This is a genomic window from Nocardia amikacinitolerans NBRC 108937, from assembly GCF_001612615.1.
Classification (GTDB): Bacteria; Actinomycetota; Actinomycetes; order Mycobacteriales; family Mycobacteriaceae; genus Nocardia; species Nocardia amikacinitolerans.
This window is the reverse complement of sequence record NZ_BDAU01000001.1, coordinates 226,557-242,809: the sequence shown is the minus strand read 5'-3', so window position 1 is coordinate 242,809 and position 16,253 is coordinate 226,557. Positions and strand designations below refer to the sequence as shown.

The following is a 16,253-nucleotide window of genomic DNA, read 5'->3' as shown; positions in this document are numbered from 1 at the left end:
GGTGTCTCCTTCGATCCGAGTGGGTCGATCACAAGACACCGCAGCGACGAAAAATCTGACACTTTATGAGGCAGATCACAGTGGTGGTTCGGCTTGTTGGGCTCGCCTGCGATCGACGGGGCCGCCGCACAGGGGAGTGCGTGGGCACCCTCGCCCATCCAGCAGCTCGCTCAGGCGGGAGTGGTACGTGTGTGCCAGCGGTCCTAGTTTTCAAAGGGTTTCGTAGCCGTTACGTTGCGTTTGTTGCGACCAAACGTAAACGAATCGAATCTGGCGTCGACCGGGGGAGTTGCAGATCCTGACCGCCGATAATGTTCACTTATCGGCGGTCAGCGAGCCGAACTGGGCCGATGTCTTCCCTTGTGCCGACACGGATTTCGTTTCGTGTGAATACGTTGGACACGACGAAAACAACGCTACGATTCTCCGGTGTCCAGCACCTGTAGCTATCCGGGATGCACCCGGCCCATCACGCGCGGCGGCGGCCCCGGGCGACCGTCGGAATACTGCGAACACCCCGACCACACGCGATGGCGGGCGTGGCGGGAAAGGCAACGGCTGCAACAGGAGTCGGAGGCTCCCGCCGCTTCCGTCACTGTGACGCCACAGGGTCCGGTGACCGCGGCGCGGGCGCGCGCCGACGAGCTGCTCGCCCAGTTCCGTGGCCTGGCCGAACAGCTGAGCAACAACCTCAACGCGGCCGTCGTCGAACTCTCCACCCTTGCTGATCCCTCGATCGCCGAAGCACAGGTGCAGGCTGTGCAAGCCGACGCCGCCCGGCGCATCGCGGAGGCCGAGGTCGCGACGGTCGCCGCCGAGCAGGCGCGGCGCGAGGCCGAGGAGGCGCGACGGATCGCGGAGTCGGCCGCCGACGATGCCGCCGCTGCCGCCGAACGGGCGGAAACACTGGTCGCCGAGGCGAATGCCGCCCGCGACGACGCGCTCCGCGAGGTCGAACGGGTCACCAAGCAGGCCGCCGACGACGTCTTCGCCGCGCGCACCGAAGCCGAGGCCGAGATCCGCGCGGTGCGCCGCGAAGCCGTCGACGACGTCGAACGCGCGCGTCAGCAGGCGAGCGAGGACGTGGAGAAGGCGCGAGGCAAAGCCGCCGCCGAGATCGAACAGGTGCGCAGGGAATCCGCCCAGCGGATCACCGCGGCGTGCGCCGAACGAGACCTCGCCGTGCAACGCGCCGCCGACGCCGACCGCGCCATCGACCGCGCCGAACAGGCCACCGCCGAACGCGCCCAAGCCCTCGCCGAGGCCCGCGAGGAACTCACCCGCCTGCGCGCCGAACTCGACGCCACCCGAACCGAACTCGCCGACCTGCGCCGCACCGCCGCCGCCGAAGCCGCCGCCTACCGCGCCGAAGCGGCCGCATCCCTGGAACGGGCCCGCGCCGAGGCCGCCCAACGGATCGCCGCCCTGGACGACGCCCGCAGCCAAACCCTCGCCCGCGCCGAACGCGCCGAACGCCAACTCGACGAATTGCTCGCCGCCTCCCGCATCGGAGCCACTACGGAACCGGTCCAAAGCCCCTGACGGAATTCGCGGCGTGAGTGGCGATCCAGCTTGTCGCCGGGTGACTGGCACTCCGCCGGAATTCAGCCCAGACTCAGCGGGTCTCGAACTCGGCTTCGGGGCGACGTGCCTCGACGTGCCGGTCGGTCAGGTGCCCGATCTGACGAAGGGCTGCGCGAGCTCGTCCGACGCGCCGACGCAGGTGACCAGACGTCTGGTGCGTCGATGATCGCCACACAATGGCCAGGCGTGTCGATGCTCGGCCGGAAGGGCGGTCCATGCGGTGGCGGAGGTCACGCCGGCGGGGGTGTCACACGTCCAGGGTCGGCGGTGTCTGATGCTCGACCAGTTACACCATCGGGAAGCCGACCGGTGATGCCCGCGAACGGCATCCGGCAGTCCGACGACGACGAACGGCTCGACCGGATCCCGGACGAGCCCGAGTCGCGTGCACCTCAGGAGAAGCAAATGAACCTCGCCCTCTGGATCGTCACCGGACTGCTTGCCGCCCTGGCCCTCTTCGGTGGCGCCACCAAAGCGTTCATGCCCAAAGCCAAGCTGGACGAATTGGGCAGGAAGTCCGGCGGGGGATGGACCGAGCACGCGAGCGCCGGTTTCGTCAGAACTCTCGGAGCCCTGGAGATCCTGGCCGCGGCCGGCTTCATCTTGCCGGCTGTGCTCGACATCGCGCCGGTGCTGGTGCCGGTGACGGCCGTCTGCTGGGTCCTGCTGATGATCGGCGCGATGATCACCCACGCCCGCTACGGCCAGTACAAATATGTCGCACTGAATTTCGTCTACCTCGCGCTGGCCGCCTTCGTGGCCTGGGGACGTTTCGGCCCCGAGTCCTTCACCGGCTGATTCGGGTAAGTCGTTGCAGGCTGAACCACAAATAGCAAACTTCAGGCTAACCGTGTTCTGCGGTCATATCATGGAGCTATGCCCGGAAACGATGGTGAGGGGCGTGTGGAGTCGCGGGTCCGCGGGGGACGGGAGGCGATTCTGGTCGTGGGTGTGTGCTCCGTCGCCCTCGGCGTGCTTGTCGCGGTCTGGCCGGAGAAGTCCGTGCCGACCCTGGAGCTGCTGTTCGGCCTGTATCTGCTGGCCTCCGGAGCCGCGCAGCTGTGGCTCGCGGTCGGCGCACGCTTCGCGCTACCGCTGCGGACGCTGGTGTTCGTCAGCGGACTGCTCTCGGTGCTGATGGCCGTATCATGCCTGCGCGGAGGCAATTCCGTGCTGCTGCTGGCCATGTGGATCGGACTGAGCTGGACCATCCGCGGCATTACCCAGGCCACCGTCGCGGCCTGGGACGACGAGCAGCTCTCCGACAGCGGACGGCACGAACTGTTCGGGGTGTTCACGATGATCATCGGCATCGTCGTGCTCGTCCTGCCGCTCGAGGAACTCGACACCCTCGGAGTGCTCGTCGGCGGGTGCCTCGCGGTGCTCGGCGGGCTCGAGATCGCACTGTCCGGCGTCGGTCGCGGCGCCACGGTGCGGGTCCCCGGCCTGACGCGAGTGCCCATGCCACGCAGCTGAACTGGCGGGACGCCCGCGCAACCGGTTCACTGTCTCTTATGGCACCCACGGATCAGCGGCGTAGTTCGGCACGGCCACCGGTACCGGGTTCGACGCGATCGCCCGCGGAACTCATCGTCGTCACCCATGGGGCGGCGCGTCCCATCGGCCCGATCGCCTTGCGGGACAGCGCCGCCGGGCGATCCCATCTGCAGGCGACGCTGCCCGGCGGCGCCCGGCTGTCCCCGATCTTCGGTCCGGCCGACCGGCTGCCGGGGCGGTTGCGCGGCACCGACCAGGAATCGATCGGCGCGCAGTACCTGAACTACTTCGCCGTGCTCGGCGTCGCCGACGACCTCGAAGCGGTTGCCGAACAGTTGCGGGATGACGATGCGGTGGCCGGCGCCTACGTCAAACCACCGGCGGAACCGCCCATCGCGCCGCTGTCCGCGGTGTCCGCTTCGATGGCCGCGGCCCCAGCGGTGACGCCGGATTTCCAAGGCAGGCAAGGATATCTGGATGCCGCGCCGACCGGTATCGACGCGCGCTGGGCGTGGAGCAGGCCCGGCGGGCGCGGAACGGGCGTGCGGGTGATCGACATCGAAGGCGCGTGGCGGTTCACCCACGAGGACCTGACCCAGAATCAGGGCGGCGTCATCGGCGGCGAACCCTCCGCCGACGAAGGCTGGCGCAACCACGGCACCGCGGTCGCGGGGGAAATCAGCGGCGACGTCAACGCTTTCGGCATCACCGGCATCGCGCCCGAGGCCACCATCCGGGCGGTCTCGGTGTTCGGCCCCGGATCGGCCGCGGCGATCCGCACCGCCGCCGACGCGTTGCACCCCGGCGACATCATCCTCATCGAACTGCACCGCCCCGGACCGCGCCGCAACTACCAGGGCCGCCCCGACCAGCTGGGCTACATCGCCATCGAATGGTGGCCCGACGACCTCGCCGCCATCCGCTACGCCACCGCACGCGGCGTCATCGTGGTGGAAGCGGCGGGCAACGGCGGCGAGGACCTCGACGCCGCGCTCTACGACACCCGCCCGAGCGGTTTCCCGGAGACGTGGCGCAACCCCTTCCGCGGCGGCGCCGCCGATTCCGGCGCGGTGCTGGTGGGCGCGGGCGCTCCGCCGCCAGGCACGCACGACCGCGACCACGGCCCGGCCCGGTCCCGATTGGCGTTCTCCAACTACGGCTCCCGCGTGGACGCGCAAGGCTGGGGACGCGAGGTGACCACCACCGGATACGGCGACCTGCAGGGCGGCGGCGACGAAGACTACTGGTACACCGACGAATTCAGCGGCACCTCGAGCGCGTCACCGATCGTCGTCGGCGCGCTCGCCTGCTACCTGGGCATCACCGCCGAGTCCGGGCGACGCGACCCTGCGGGACTGCGCGAACTGCTGCGCGCGACCGGCTCCCCGCAGACCGACGCCCCCGGCCGCACCGTCGCCCAACGCATCGGCAACCTGCCCGATATCCGCGCCATGGTGGGCGAGCCCTAGCCACCCGCGACGGCCGACCGACGCAGCTGAGCGCGTGACCCCACCATCCGCAGACCCCACGCATACGGCCCTGTCCCACATAGGTTCTGTACGCCTCGCATAGGCACCGACTATGTGAGGCGTACAGACGGTGTGTGGGAAGGGGCATCACGGCCGGGTGCACGCCGCGGTCGGTCGGTGAACCGCGGCACAACATTCGATGGCGTGCAGCCGATGTCGGGTTGAACTCTGTGTTTGCCGTGACCGCGGCATGGCATGCACTGTGGCGGTACATCATTGGGTGCGCAAGAGACTTGCGAGACGAGGACATACCCGTTGACCTGCACCGCAACGGTCGGACTTCTGGTCAGAGCCGCACCGCCGAGATGCCTTCACCCGCAGCCGAATTGCCGCCTCGCCGGGTTTGCGCGGAGTGTCGGCGGCGCCGAAATGCCGGTATGGTTTCGGCGCGCGCAGGTGCCTGAATGCTGTCGCGAGATCCGACCGAGCACATCGAGGAGAGCTGGTGGCTGTCGACACCGTCCGCGAAGAACAAGCGATCCGCCGGTTGACCGACAGCCTGGTCGAGAACTACACCGAGACCCACTCCGCCGAACAGATCCAGACCGCGATCGGCTCGGCTCGGCAACGTTTCGACGGGCGTCCCGTGCGGGAGTTCGTGCCGATCCTCGTCGAACGGATCGTGCGCAGAGAGCTCGAACCCGAATCGGCGGAAGCCCCGACCGAGCGCGTCGCGGTCGCCCCGGCGACGAGCGAGCGTCCGGATCTCACCGCTCGGCTACGCCAGTTCCCGCGCAACGGCAAGCTCGCGCTGCTCGGCGGCGCGCTGGCCGTCGTCGCACTGCTGGTCGTCGTGCTGGTGATGCGTCAGCCCGATCCCGCCCCGTCCGCGGCGTCGACTCCGGCGCTGACCACCGTGCACGGCGTCGTCGGCTCGGAGAAGATGGCGTTCTTCGAAGACCCCCGCGTCGTCGAAGCCCTCGCCGGGCACGGGCTGAAGGCCGAGGTGGAGCCCGCCGGTTCCCGCCAGATCGCCTCGATCGACCTGGCGAACCACAGCTTCGCGTTCCCCTCCAGCGCACCCGCCGCCGAGCGGATCCAGCGCGCCCGCAACGTCGCCACCAAGTACACGCCGTTCGCCTCGCCGATGGCGATCGCCACCTTCCGTCCGATCGCCGACCTGCTCACCGCGGCGGGCGTGGTCCGGCCGGGTCCGGTGCCGACCTTCGACATGGCCCGCTACCTCGAGCTGGTCGGCCGCAACACCGAGTGGGCGCACCTGCCCGACAACATCACCTATCCGGTGCGCAAGAACATCCTGGTCTCCACCACCGACCCGCGGACCTCCAACTCCGCGGCGATGTACCTGGCCATCGCCGGGTTCGTGGCCAACGACCGCGCGGTCGTGCAGGGCGCGGAGGCCGAGAAGCGGGTGCTGCCGATCGTCTCGCGACTGTTCACCGGCCAGGGTTACGCGGAGAACTCGAGCGCGGGCCCGTTCCAGGAGTACCTCACCGCGGGGATGGGCCCGACGCCGCTGGTGATGATCTACGAAGCCCAGTTCGTCGAGGCCGCCGTGCAGGGACAGCTGAAGCCGGACATGGTGCTGACCTACCCGTCGCCGACGGTGCTGTCCACCCACACGCTGGTGCCGCTGGACGAATCCGGCGATCGGCTCGGCCGCCTGCTGTCCACCGATCCGGAGTTGCAGCGGCTCGCCGCCGAACACGGCTTCCGCACCGGAGACGCGGCACAGTTCGCGCAGGTCACCGCGGAGAACAAGGTGCCGGTGCCCGCGAATCTGATCGATGTGGTCGACGCGCCGACGTTCGAGACCATGGAGCACCTGCTCGACGGGGTCACTCAGTCGTATAACTGAAGTGTTGCGTTCGGGCGTATCGTGACGATGATCCAAGTGTAAACGGAAGTGTGACCGAGGGCCCGAGCGCGCAGCGCACGGATCGGCCCCGGCGAGTAGCCGGAACGCGAGGAATCGAGTAGCCCGGCACTCGTGGCTGTGACCGGGTTTGGTGCCACTCTCCCTAGCTATAGGGGTTGGAGAGAGAGGAGCCCCAACGATGTTCGGCATACACACCCACGCGATCGAGCGATCGAGCGCCACGGAGGGCGCCACCGGCACGCACGCCATGCTGGTGTTCGGCACGGGCGTGGACTGCTACCTTTCGTATCTGCCGACGTTCGAGGCGCGGCACAATTTCCAGGTGCTGCTCGCCGTCGACCTCGACGAGCACGGTTGCCGTGCGCTCGGCGCCGACCGCAGGATCGGTTACGAGGGATTCCACACCTTCGAACCCGAGTTCTTCCCGCTCACCGAGCTGGATCCGCACGGCGATCGGCCGCGCACCGAGCTGCGCGGCACGCTGTACCGGGGGCACCTGGAACGCGGCGGGCCGATCGTCGCACGCGATGTCGTGGCCACGGTTCGCAATGTCGTCTACTTCGCCGAACTCCAGCCGTACGGCGATGACGAGCTGCTGACGCACCTGTGCTTCGGCCGTCCCGGCCGGCTGTATCTCGCGCACCGGATCGCGCGGCGGCCAAGCTTCGATCAGATCGTGGCCGTGCGCCTGATCCCCGGCACGGTCACCGACATGCTCGGCAGGCCGCTGTCCGACGACGTGCACGAGCGCGGTTTCGACACCGCGCAGCCGATCATTCTGGGGCAGCGCGAGTTCCACGGTCAGCGGCTGCGGACCGGGGAGATCGCGGTGGCGGCGTTCCGCGCAACCCCGTCGGCAGGCGGTGCGCAGGGTTTCCTCGCCGAACTCGCGGTCGAACGCCAGATCTACCTGGAGGTCGCGGATCTGGGCTGACGCCCGCCGATCCCGCGTGGTCAATACGCCGGAGGTCGCGAACCGCCCCGACTTCGCCCGGTTCGCGAATCGCTCCGACGGAGGACGCGTTCGGGCCGGTGCGGCCGCTAGCGTCGAAACATGTCCGGTGCCACCGAATCCGTGCTGCCCGCCGCGACCACCGGACGGCGGATCGCGGAACTCGACATCCTGCGCGGTTTCGCGCTGTTCGGAATCCTGATCACCAACGTCACCGTAGCCACGGCGCTGTGGTCGTTCGACGGAACCCGCGACCGACCGCGCGAGCACTACCAGGGCGCCGTCGACCACCTGGTCACCGGCGTCGTGGACGCGCTGTTCGCCGGACGGTTCTACCTGCTGTTCGCGTTCCTGTTCGGCTACTCGTTCACCTTGCAGATCGCGGCGGCGCAGCGGGCGGGCGCGTCGGCCAACGCGCGGCTGCTGCGGCGGTGCGCGGCGCTCATGGCGATCGGGCTCGCGCACGTCTTTCTGCTCTGGATCGGCGACATCCTGACCCTGTACGCGATGCTGTGCCTGGTCCTGATCCTGTTGCGCAAGCTGCGGCCGCGCACCGCGCTGATCACCGGTGGCGTGCTGTACGCGCTGTGGTGCCTGTGGGCGTTCGTGCCGGGGGGCGGCGCCGACCCGTACCAGGCGCTGGCCCAGTTCATCGACCTGCCCGCGATGCGCGAGGGCTACACCGGCGGTTTCGCCGACACCCTGGACACCCAGCTGTCCTACGCGCCGCTCTTTCTGCTGCTCACCTGGCTCACGCAAGGAATGACCAGCCTCGGGCTGTTCCTGATCGGCATGGCGGCGGGCAAACGGGGTTTGTTCGAGGACGGCGAGACACTGGATAGATGGGCGCCGCGCGTGCTGGCGATCGGGCTGGGGATCGGTGTGCCTATCTCTGCGGTGACGTTCGCGATCTCGGTCGGTTGGGATGGGCCGTGGTGGTGGATCGGGGTGCAGGAGTTGGTGAATCCGGTGATGACCTTCGCCTACATCGCGGGCATCGTGCTGCTCGCCCGCGCACCACGCACGGGGCGGGCGATCGCCCGGCTCGCGCCCGCAGGACGGATGGCGGCCTCGAACTACATCGGCCAGTCGATCGTGTTGATGGCGCTCTACACCGGGTACGGACTCGCGCTCGCCGGCAAGGTGCCGCCCGCCGCAGTGATCGGGCTAGCGCTGCTGACCTACGCGGCTCAGCTCGCGCTCAGCGCGTGGTGGCTGCGCGAGCACCGGTACGGTCCGGTGGAATGGCTGTTGCGCTCGGTCACCTACCTGCGCGTAGCGGCGTGGCGTAATCCGGATCACGTCCCGGCGAAAGAGGGTTGACGCCAGCGGGATTGGGCGGCTAACTTGGCAGACCTCATGGGTTTGATTTTCCTGTTCTCCTGATCGCGCCGCACGCGTCGAGCCTCGCTCCGCGTCGGTAATCCCCGCACCCTTCACGCCGCTGCCGCGGTCGTCTTCTCGTGTGCGGGTTCCCCATCGATCCGGCCGGTCGGCCGAGAACAGGAGATCGCCCATGCTTACCGCTCAACTCACCCTCTCCGACGTCACCAAACGCTACGACGACCGAATCGTGCTCGACCGCGTCTCGCTGACCGTCAAGCCCGGCGAGACCGTCGGCATCATCGGCGACAACGGGTCGGGCAAATCGACACTGTTGCAGGTCATCGCCGGGCGCGAACGCCCGGACAACGGGACGGTGACCGTCACCGCTCCCGGCGGAATCGGTTATCTCGCACAGACTCTCGGGCTCCCGGGATCGGCGACGGTGGCCGACGCGATCGACCTGGCGCTGGCCAACCTGCGCGAGCTCGAGAACCGCTTGCGTGCCGCGGAGGCGGCGCTCGCGCTACCCGGGCCCGTCGAGGAACAGCTGGACGCCTACGGCGAGTTGCTCGCTCGTTTCGAGGCGCGCGGCGGCTACCACGCCGATACCCGGGTCGACATCGCGCTCACCGGCCTCGGCCTGCCCGGATTGGATCGCTCGCGACGGCTGGACACCCTGTCCGGCGGTGAGCGATCCCGGCTGGCGTTGGCCGCGACCCTCGCGGCGGCGCCGGAACTGCTGCTGCTCGACGAGCCGACCAACGACCTGGACGACCGGGCCGTGGCCTGGCTCGAACAACACCTGCGCGGGCATCGCGGCACCGTCGTCGCGGTGACCCACGACCGGGTGTTCCTGCAGCGCATCACCTCCACCATCCTGGAGGTGGCCGAAGGCGCGGTGACCCGGCACGGTGACGGCTACGCGGGTTACCTCGCCGCCAAGGCCGCGCAGCGTCGTCGTCGCGAGCAGGAGTACGCCGACTGGAAGGCCGAGCTGGCCAGGAACCGTCGCCTGGCGCAGTCCAATGTCGTTCGCCTCGAGGCGATTCCGCGGAAGCTGCCGCTCGCGGTGTTCGCCGCGGGACCGTTTCGCGCGCGGGGGCGCGAACACGGGGCGATGTCGCGGATCCGCAACGCCAAGGAGCGGGTGGCGCGGCTGACCGACAACCCGGTCTGCGCGCCGCCGGACCCGTTGCGGTTCGGCGCCGACCTCGCCAGGGCGAGCGAGCCCGAAATGTCCGGTGCGGTAGCGGAACTCGCCGACATCGTCGTCGCGGGCAGGCTGCGGCTGGACGGGCTGCGCATCGCCGACGGGGAACGGCTGCTCATCACCGGACCCAACGGGGCGGGCAAGAGCACTCTGCTTCGGGTCCTCGCCGGTGAGCTCGCTCCCGACCGAGGGTCGGTGCGGGTCGAGGGGCGCGTCGGTTTCCTTCGGCAGGAGGAACTGCCGTGGCCGCCGCGGCTGACGGTGCTGGAGGCCTTCGCGCTGGGTCGCCTCGGACACCCGGACGAACACGCCCACACACTGCTGTCCATGGGCCTGTTCCGTCCCGCGGAACTGCGGCTGCGCCTCGACGAACTGTCCTACGGGATGCGTCGCAGGCTCGAACTGGCTCGGCTCGTCGCCGAACCCGCCGACCTGCTGCTGCTCGACGAGCCGACCAACCACCTCGCTCCGGCCCTGGTGGAGGAACTGGAGGACGCGCTGGCCGACTACCCCGGCGCGGTCGTGGTGGTGACCCACGACCGCGCCATGCGAAACCGCTTCGGCGGCAACCGAATGGAGATGTCGGCGAATGCGCTCGCGGCATGAAGGTGCTCCGGGGCACGATCGCCGAACTCGACACCTACACAGGTCGGGTCGCTGTCGCGGTGAACCGAAGGTAGACAAGGGCGCTCGCGGCCAGGACGGTGCCGGTGGCGAACATGGTGGTCGCGCCGTGACCGGTGGTGAGACCACCGAGCAGGGTGCCGACCCCGATGCCGAGGTAGATGCCGGAGGCGTTGAGCGCCACCACGAGTCCGGACTCCTGCGGGGCAGCGTCGATAAGCCGATGCTGCTGGGCAGGGGTCTGGCACCAACTGGCCGCACCCCACGCCATCGCGAGCGCCCCCACCAGCATCGGTGCGCGCGTGCCGGTGGCCGCGAGGACGCCCATGCCGCCCAAGGCCGCGGCCATGGTCGAGTAACCGATGGTGAGCACGCGCGTCGAGCCCCAGCGGTCGGTGGCGTAGCCGGACACCAGATTGCCCGTGACCGCGCCGATTCCGTAGAGGCACAGCATCCACGCGATGCTCGAAGCGCCGATACCCAGTGCGCCGAGCGCGGGCACAGCGTAGGCGTAGGCGACGTAGGCCGCGGCCATGCCCAGTACGGTCAGCGGTAGGACCTTCGCGACGGTCCGGTCGCGCAACACCGACAATCGCGTGGTCAGCGGCACGCCAGGACTGCCGGGCACGAACGGCACCCATGCCGCCACCCCCGCCGCCGCCAGCAGGCACAGCGCGGCGGCACCGGCCAAGGCCGTGCGCCAGCCCAGCCACTGCCCGAGCGCGTTGCCCAAGGGGACGCCGAGCGCGGTCGCGACGGTCAGTCCGCCCACGACCACCGCCAGCGCCCGCGCTCGCGCGTCGGGGCGCACCAGTGCCGCGGCCACCGCGCCCGCGTTCGGGGTGAACGCCGCCGCCCCGACAGCGGCCAGGACCCGGGTCAGCAGCAGGATCGAAAAGGTCGGTGCGAGAGCCGATCCGAGGTTGGCGACAGCGAGCACCAGCAAGGCGGTGACCAACAACCCCCGCCGCGGCGCCCGCGCGGTGACCGTGGCCAGCACCGGCGAGCCCAGCGCGTATCCGGCGGCGAAGACCGTCACCGCCGAACCGGCCGTCGCGGTGGACACCTCCAGATCGGCGGCCAAGTCCGGAAGGAATCCGGCCAGAACGAACGCGTCGGTGCCGACGGCGAAGGTGCCCAACGCCAGAATCAGAGTGCGGCGCAACCCATTCGACCGGGTCTCGCGAGATGTAATCAGGACATCCGACATCCCGAATTCCTTTCGAAAGAAGCCCGGCCGGTGGCCGGGCAGGTGTTCCTCGGGTGTGCTTCAGGCGGTCAGCTGCTCATAGAACCGCCGCGCCCGCCTGGGCGCGTTCGGCGGGGCATCGGCGATCAGATCCGCGATGGTCTGACTCGTCAGCTCGCGCCGCCACGCCAGCTCGGCGCGGCGCATCGCGGTAGCGATCCCGCACGGTTCGGCGAATTCGGACTTGGCCGCGGTCTCGCCGGCTCCGCGCCGACGGATCTCGGTGCAGCGGAACGCGCCCGTGCGGCCTTCGACCGCGGCGACGACGTCCATCAACGTGATGCGCCCTGGCGCCTTCGCCAGCCGGTATCCGCCGCGCGCGCCAGGAGCGGACTCGAGAATCCCTTCCCGCACCAGCGGTTGCAGCCGCTTCTTCAGATACTCCGGCGGCAACTCGAACATCTCCGCGAGCCGAGAGGTGGCGATCGGCGCATGGTCGTCGAGCCAGGCCAGCACCATGCAACAGTGCAATCCCCACTCCACCCCTTCACCCATCATCATGAATAGGGATGGTACATGTCCCGAATTTCCCGACGAAATCTTCGCGGCATCTACGGTGATCGTTCACGTCGGTAGGTGGTTGGGGGAGTTGGGAACCGGGATTTCGAACTGCCAGGGGCCGGGGAGGCCGGGGCGGGCGGCGGCCTGGGTGTGTAGGTGCAGGTAGTCCGCACGGGGGACGTCGATGGCGCCGAGGGAGGTGAGGTGGCTGGAGGTGACTTGGCAGTCGATGAGGGCGAAATTCCAGGCGGCCAGTTGGGCGCAGAGCCAATACAGCGCGACCTTGGAGGTATCACGGGCGCGGGAGAACATGGACTCACCGGCGAAGGAGCGGCCGCACGCGACGCCGTAGAGGCCGCCGACAAGGTCGCCGTCGCGCCATACCTCGACCGAGTGCGCATGACCGAGGTGGTGCAGCCGCAGGTAGGCCGCCAGCATGTCCGAGCCGATCCAGGTTCCGTCCTCTTTGCCACGCGGTTCGGCGCATTTCGACATCACCTCGGCGAAGGCGCGATCCATGGTCACCCCGTAATCGGCATTGGCGACAGATCGGCGATAGGACTTGCTCACCCGCAGGTCGGTCGGCACCAGAATGCTCCGCGGGTCCGGGCAGTACCAGTGGATCGTTTCGCCGGGGTTGTACCAGGGAAAGATGCCCGCGGAATAGGCGCCCAACAGCCGTTCTGGCGACAGATCCCCGCCGAGAGCGACCAGTCCGGACGGATCCGCGAACTCGACAGGTGGGAAAGGCTGGTCTGGATCGACCAGATACATCCTCATCAGGTCGGTAGCGTCGGTCACCGGACAGACATTACCGACCTCAGCGACCAACCTCAGGCTGCGACGACGGGACGAACCGTCGCGCGGGAATCCCGGACGTAGACTGACCGGTTTCCGCCCGACGCTCGAGCGCTCGACGGGTTAGTCGGCGCTGGGAAGCCTGGCCTCGCCCGGCTTTTGGCGGTCCGCGGTTTCGATGAGTTCGGAGATTCGTGCTGCGGGGACGGGGACGCCGGGGGTTTGCAGGGTCCAGCGGAAGAACTCGTCGAGGTTCATGGCGGGGCGGGCGCCGAGGTAGGGCTCGATGTAGACCGGGGTGTTGGGTTCGCTGCGCCAGCTGGTGGCGAGGGGGCCGATGTCCACGGCGTCGTAGCCGAGCATGTCCAGCAACCGGGTGGCCTCGGTTTTGGACTCGGCGTGGTCGCCTGCGATGGGTAGGGCGCTGCGGTCCGGTGCGTTCGCGGGGCGGGCGAGGGAGAGCAGCTGGTGCGGGGTGATGTTGTTGAATGCCTTGACCACCTGCGCTTCTGGGAGGTGGCGTTGCAGGAGGGCGCTGGAAGTCAGTGTGCCCGTGTCGAGTTCGGTCAGGTGGCCGTCGCGCTCGGGGTAGTAGTTGGCGGTGTCCAGCACCGTTTTGCCCGACAGTGCGTCGGCGGGGAGCTGCGCGAAGGCGGTGAGCGGGATCGCGGCGACCACCAGGTCCGCGGCGCGCGCCGCTTCTGCCGGGGTGGCCGCTCGGGCGCGCCCGCCGAGTTCGGCGACCAGGTCGGCGAGGGTCTCGGGGCCTCGCGAATTACTCAGGACAATTTCGAGCCCTGCCGAAACGGCAAGGCGGGCAACGGAAGACCCGATCATTCCGCTGCCGATCAATCCGAGTGTGTGCGGCACAGATTTCTCCGTTCGTTCGTGTGGATGCCGGAACCGGCGAGCGCAGGGACGCGCGTCCATCAGCATGGAACCGCCGCGATCACCGAACCAGGCCAGTACTTTGCATACTCACGGCGTGATCACCCACCGCGCTCGGGCGTAGCGTTGTCACGTGGACGACCGGACAGAGCTGAGCGAGTTCCTCAAGTCGCGCCGCGCGCGCCTGCGCCCGGAGGACGTCAGGCTGCGCGACTACGGGGGAGTGCGCCGGGTCGCCGGTTTGCGGCGTGAGGAGTTGGCGCGCGTCGCGGGCGTCAGCATCGCGCACTACACGCGACTGGAACAGGGCAGAAGCGAGAGTGTCTCGAACGAGGCATTGAACGCGATCGGCGCGGCACTGCGCCTGGACACCGACGAGTTGGCCTACCTGCACCGGATCGCACGGCGTCCCACGCCGTGTGCGCAGGACACGGCATCGCCGGACGCGCTCGCCGGCTTGCGCTACCTGTTGAAGTCGTTCGTGATGACACCGGCGCTGCTGATCGGCAAGCACACCCAGATCGTCGGCTGGAACGACCTCGCCGTAGCGGTGTTCGGAGACTTTCCCGCACTGCCCGACGACCGCCGCACACTGTCGCACCTGCTGTTCACCGAGCCCTATCTACGCGACCTGCACCGCGCCGAGTGGACGCGGGCGGCACGCGAGCACGTGGCTCACCTGCGCGTGCTGCTCGGACGGCATCGCGGCGACCGCGAACTCGCGGCACACATCGACCGAATGCGTGATCTCAGTACCGATTTCGCGCGCATGTGGGCCGAACACCAGGTCGCACGGTTTCGGTCGGGGATATACGTGCTGCACCATCCGATCGCGGGTGAACTCACGCTGCACCGCGAACTGGTCTCACTACCCGACGCGCCGTCGTGCTGCGGCCTCGACCTGTTCGCCGCCGAACCGGGCTCCCCGTCCGAGCGGGCGCTGCGGAGGCTCGGAGACCGACTACCGGTGGCCGTCGACTAGAGCAATCCGCCGAACCGTCGCAGCAGCACGAGAGTGTCGACCACGCCTCAGCTCTCGATGAAGCGGACGAACCCCGAGCGACTCAACGACTCACCACGTTCTCGTGCTCCACATGCGACAGCTTCTCGGGATTGCGCACGACGTACAGCCCGGTGACCAACCCGTCGTCGATCCGCATCGCGACGACGCTGTCGAGCTCGTCGTCGAACCGGACGATCAGCGCGGGCCAGCCGTTGACCTGCACCTGCTCGACCGACACCGCGGCGTCGAGCCGACCCAAGCCGCCGCCGAGCAAACGAGCGACCCGGTGCGCCCCGACGACGGGCCGCTGCACGGCTCGCACGACGCCGCCACCGTCACCCAGGAGCACGACGTCCGGCGCGAGAATGTCGACCAGACTCTGCAGATCGCCCGTTTCGATCGCCCGCTGAAACGCCTCGAGCGCACCGCGGGTCTCGGCAGGCGAAACGACACCGCGCGGCCGACGCGCGGCGACGTGCTCCCGCGCGCGGTGGGCGATCTGGCGAACCGCGGCCTTGCTCTTGTCGACGGCTGCGGCGATCTCGTCGTACCCGACGTCGAACACCTCGCGCAGCACGAACACTGCACGCTCGGTCGGCGTGAGCGTCTCCAGCACCAACAGCATCGCCATCGAGACGCTGTCGGCCAACTCCACGTCCTCGGCCACATCCGGCGCGGTCAGCAGCGGCTCGGGCAGCCACGGACCCACGTAGGACTCCTTGCGGCGGCCGAGCGTACGCAACCGGATCAGCGCCTGACGGGTGGTGATCCGAACCAGATACGCGCGCCGATCCCGCACCTCGTCGAGATCGACGCCGACCCACCGCAGCCAGGTCTCCTGCAGGACGTCCTCGGCGTCGGCGGCCGAGCCGAGCATCTCGTAGGCGACGGTGAAGAGCAGGTTGCGGTGCGCGACGAACGCCGCCGTGGCGGCGTCGGGTCCGCCGTCCTCGGTTTCCGGCAACGTGCTGGCCATGGGGGCTCCTGTCTCTTTGCTCTCGACTATGTCACCCACCAGATGCCGGTCCCCACCGTTTTGTGACACCCCGGCGGCAATGACCTACCTCACGCCGTCCCACCCGAGGTGGTCACTACCGCGGCTGATCGAATTACCGCGCAGCTGCGTGCGGGCACCTTCTGCATTCTCGCGCGGCGTGCGCACGGGCTGGGGGCTATCAGCGCGCTGTCAGTGCGCTGTCAGCGGCGGTCGGCATCGTCATGGGCGTTCCACGAACATGAAAGGAAACGCCCG

General features: G+C 68.9%; 14 protein-coding genes. 9 read left to right on the top strand and 5 right to left on the bottom strand.

All coding sequences use genetic code 11. The features are described from left to right. Nucleotides 1-429: 429 nt before the first annotated feature. The 8 genes from NAM01S_RS01135 to NAM01S_RS01100 all read left to right on the top strand — a co-directional run bounded on the left by NAM01S_RS01135 (nt 430) and on the right by NAM01S_RS01100 (nt 10,544). A complete protein-coding gene (locus NAM01S_RS01135; protein WP_253798102.1) occupies nt 430-1,542 on the top strand; it encodes a coiled-coil domain-containing protein in 1,113 nt (370 codons plus the stop codon). 354 nt (nt 1,543-1,896) lie between these two features. Then, nucleotides 1,897-2,382 carry a DoxX family protein gene (locus tag NAM01S_RS01130; RefSeq protein ID WP_255284282.1) on the top strand — a complete coding sequence of 162 codons (486 nt, stop codon included), beginning with the start codon at nt 1,897-1,899 and terminating at the stop codon, nt 2,380-2,382. 78 nt (nt 2,383-2,460) lie between these two features. Continuing rightward, nucleotides 2,461-3,060 (top strand): HdeD family acid-resistance protein, encoded by a 600-nt coding sequence (locus NAM01S_RS01125; protein WP_067778108.1) that lies wholly within the window; start codon nt 2,461-2,463, stop codon nt 3,058-3,060. A gap of 38 nt (nt 3,061-3,098) precedes the next feature. Continuing rightward, a complete protein-coding gene (locus tag NAM01S_RS01120) occupies nt 3,099-4,550 on the top strand; it encodes a S8 family serine peptidase (RefSeq protein WP_067778107.1) in 1,452 nt (483 codons plus the stop codon). Between the two features lie 505 nt (nt 4,551-5,055). After that, nucleotides 5,056-6,429: a three-helix bundle dimerization domain-containing protein gene (locus tag NAM01S_RS01115; protein WP_253798100.1), complete on the top strand. Its 1,374-nt coding sequence runs from the start codon at nt 5,056-5,058 to the stop codon at nt 6,427-6,429. A 199-nt stretch (nt 6,430-6,628) separates the two neighbouring features. Continuing rightward, a complete protein-coding gene (locus NAM01S_RS01110; RefSeq protein WP_067778106.1) occupies nt 6,629-7,384 on the top strand; it encodes a hypothetical protein in 756 nt (251 codons plus the stop codon). 120 nt (nt 7,385-7,504) lie between these two features. Continuing rightward, a complete protein-coding gene (locus NAM01S_RS01105; RefSeq protein ID WP_067778105.1) occupies nt 7,505-8,725 on the top strand; it encodes a DUF418 domain-containing protein in 1,221 nt (406 codons plus the stop codon). A 193-nt stretch (nt 8,726-8,918) separates the two neighbouring features. After that, nucleotides 8,919-10,544, top strand: coding sequence for a TlrC/CarA/OleB/SrmB family ABC-F type ribosomal protection protein (locus NAM01S_RS01100; RefSeq protein WP_067778104.1), 1,626 nt, complete (start codon nt 8,919-8,921; stop codon nt 10,542-10,544). Nucleotides 10,545-10,578: 34 nt separating this feature from the next. On the opposite strand, the gene NAM01S_RS01095 is transcribed toward NAM01S_RS01100, so the two are convergent. From NAM01S_RS01095 to NAM01S_RS01080, 4 genes are all read right to left on the bottom strand, one after another. After that, nucleotides 10,579-11,772: an MFS transporter gene (locus tag NAM01S_RS01095; protein ID WP_067778103.1), complete on the bottom strand. Its 1,194-nt coding sequence runs from the start codon at nt 11,770-11,772 to the stop codon at nt 10,579-10,581. Between the two features lie 60 nt (nt 11,773-11,832). Continuing rightward, nucleotides 11,833-12,312, bottom strand: coding sequence for an RrF2 family transcriptional regulator (locus NAM01S_RS01090; protein WP_067778102.1), 480 nt, complete (start codon nt 12,310-12,312; stop codon nt 11,833-11,835). Between the two features lie 63 nt (nt 12,313-12,375). Next, on the bottom strand, nt 12,376-13,113 hold the full coding sequence (aat, locus tag NAM01S_RS01085; RefSeq protein WP_253798098.1) for a leucyl/phenylalanyl-tRNA--protein transferase: 738 nt from the start codon (nt 13,111-13,113) through the stop codon (nt 12,376-12,378). A 120-nt stretch (nt 13,114-13,233) separates the two neighbouring features. Next, on the bottom strand, nt 13,234-13,980 hold the full coding sequence (locus NAM01S_RS01080; protein ID WP_253798096.1) for an NADPH-dependent F420 reductase: 747 nt from the start codon (nt 13,978-13,980) through the stop codon (nt 13,234-13,236). Nucleotides 13,981-14,131: 151 nt separating this feature from the next. Here NAM01S_RS01080 and NAM01S_RS01075 point away from each other — a divergent pair, with 151 nt between their 5' ends. Continuing rightward, nucleotides 14,132-14,980 (top strand): helix-turn-helix domain-containing protein, encoded by an 849-nt coding sequence (locus tag NAM01S_RS01075; protein ID WP_067778101.1) that lies wholly within the window; start codon nt 14,132-14,134, stop codon nt 14,978-14,980. An 82-nt stretch (nt 14,981-15,062) separates the two neighbouring features. On the opposite strand, the gene NAM01S_RS01070 is transcribed toward NAM01S_RS01075, so the two are convergent. Beyond that, a complete protein-coding gene (locus NAM01S_RS01070; RefSeq protein ID WP_067778100.1) occupies nt 15,063-15,977 on the bottom strand; it encodes an RNA polymerase sigma-70 factor in 915 nt (304 codons plus the stop codon). Between the last annotated feature and the right edge of the window lie 276 nt (nt 15,978-16,253).

What these genes read in the sequence shown, in the direction of transcription:
- NAM01S_RS01130 (WP_255284282.1), top strand. Translation starts at nt 1,897, where the DNA reads ATGCCCGCGAACGGCATCCGGCAGTCCGACGACGACGAACGGCTCGAC.
- NAM01S_RS01125 (WP_067778108.1), top strand. Translation starts at nt 2,461, where the DNA reads ATGCCCGGAAACGATGGTGAGGGGCGTGTGGAGTCGCGGGTCCGCGGG.
- NAM01S_RS01120 (WP_067778107.1), top strand. Translation starts at nt 3,099, where the DNA reads ATGGCACCCACGGATCAGCGGCGTAGTTCGGCACGGCCACCGGTACCG.
- NAM01S_RS01110 (WP_067778106.1), top strand. Translation starts at nt 6,629, where the DNA reads ATGTTCGGCATACACACCCACGCGATCGAGCGATCGAGCGCCACGGAG.
- NAM01S_RS01105 (WP_067778105.1), top strand. Translation starts at nt 7,505, where the DNA reads ATGTCCGGTGCCACCGAATCCGTGCTGCCCGCCGCGACCACCGGACGG.
- NAM01S_RS01100 (WP_067778104.1), top strand. Translation starts at nt 8,919, where the DNA reads ATGCTTACCGCTCAACTCACCCTCTCCGACGTCACCAAACGCTACGAC.
- NAM01S_RS01095 (WP_067778103.1), bottom strand. Translation starts at nt 11,772, where the DNA reads ATGTCGGATGTCCTGATTACATCTCGCGAGACCCGGTCGAATGGGTTG.
- NAM01S_RS01090 (WP_067778102.1), bottom strand. Translation starts at nt 12,312, where the DNA reads ATGATGATGGGTGAAGGGGTGGAGTGGGGATTGCACTGTTGCATGGTG.
- NAM01S_RS01070 (WP_067778100.1), bottom strand. Translation starts at nt 15,977, where the DNA reads ATGGCCAGCACGTTGCCGGAAACCGAGGACGGCGGACCCGACGCCGCC.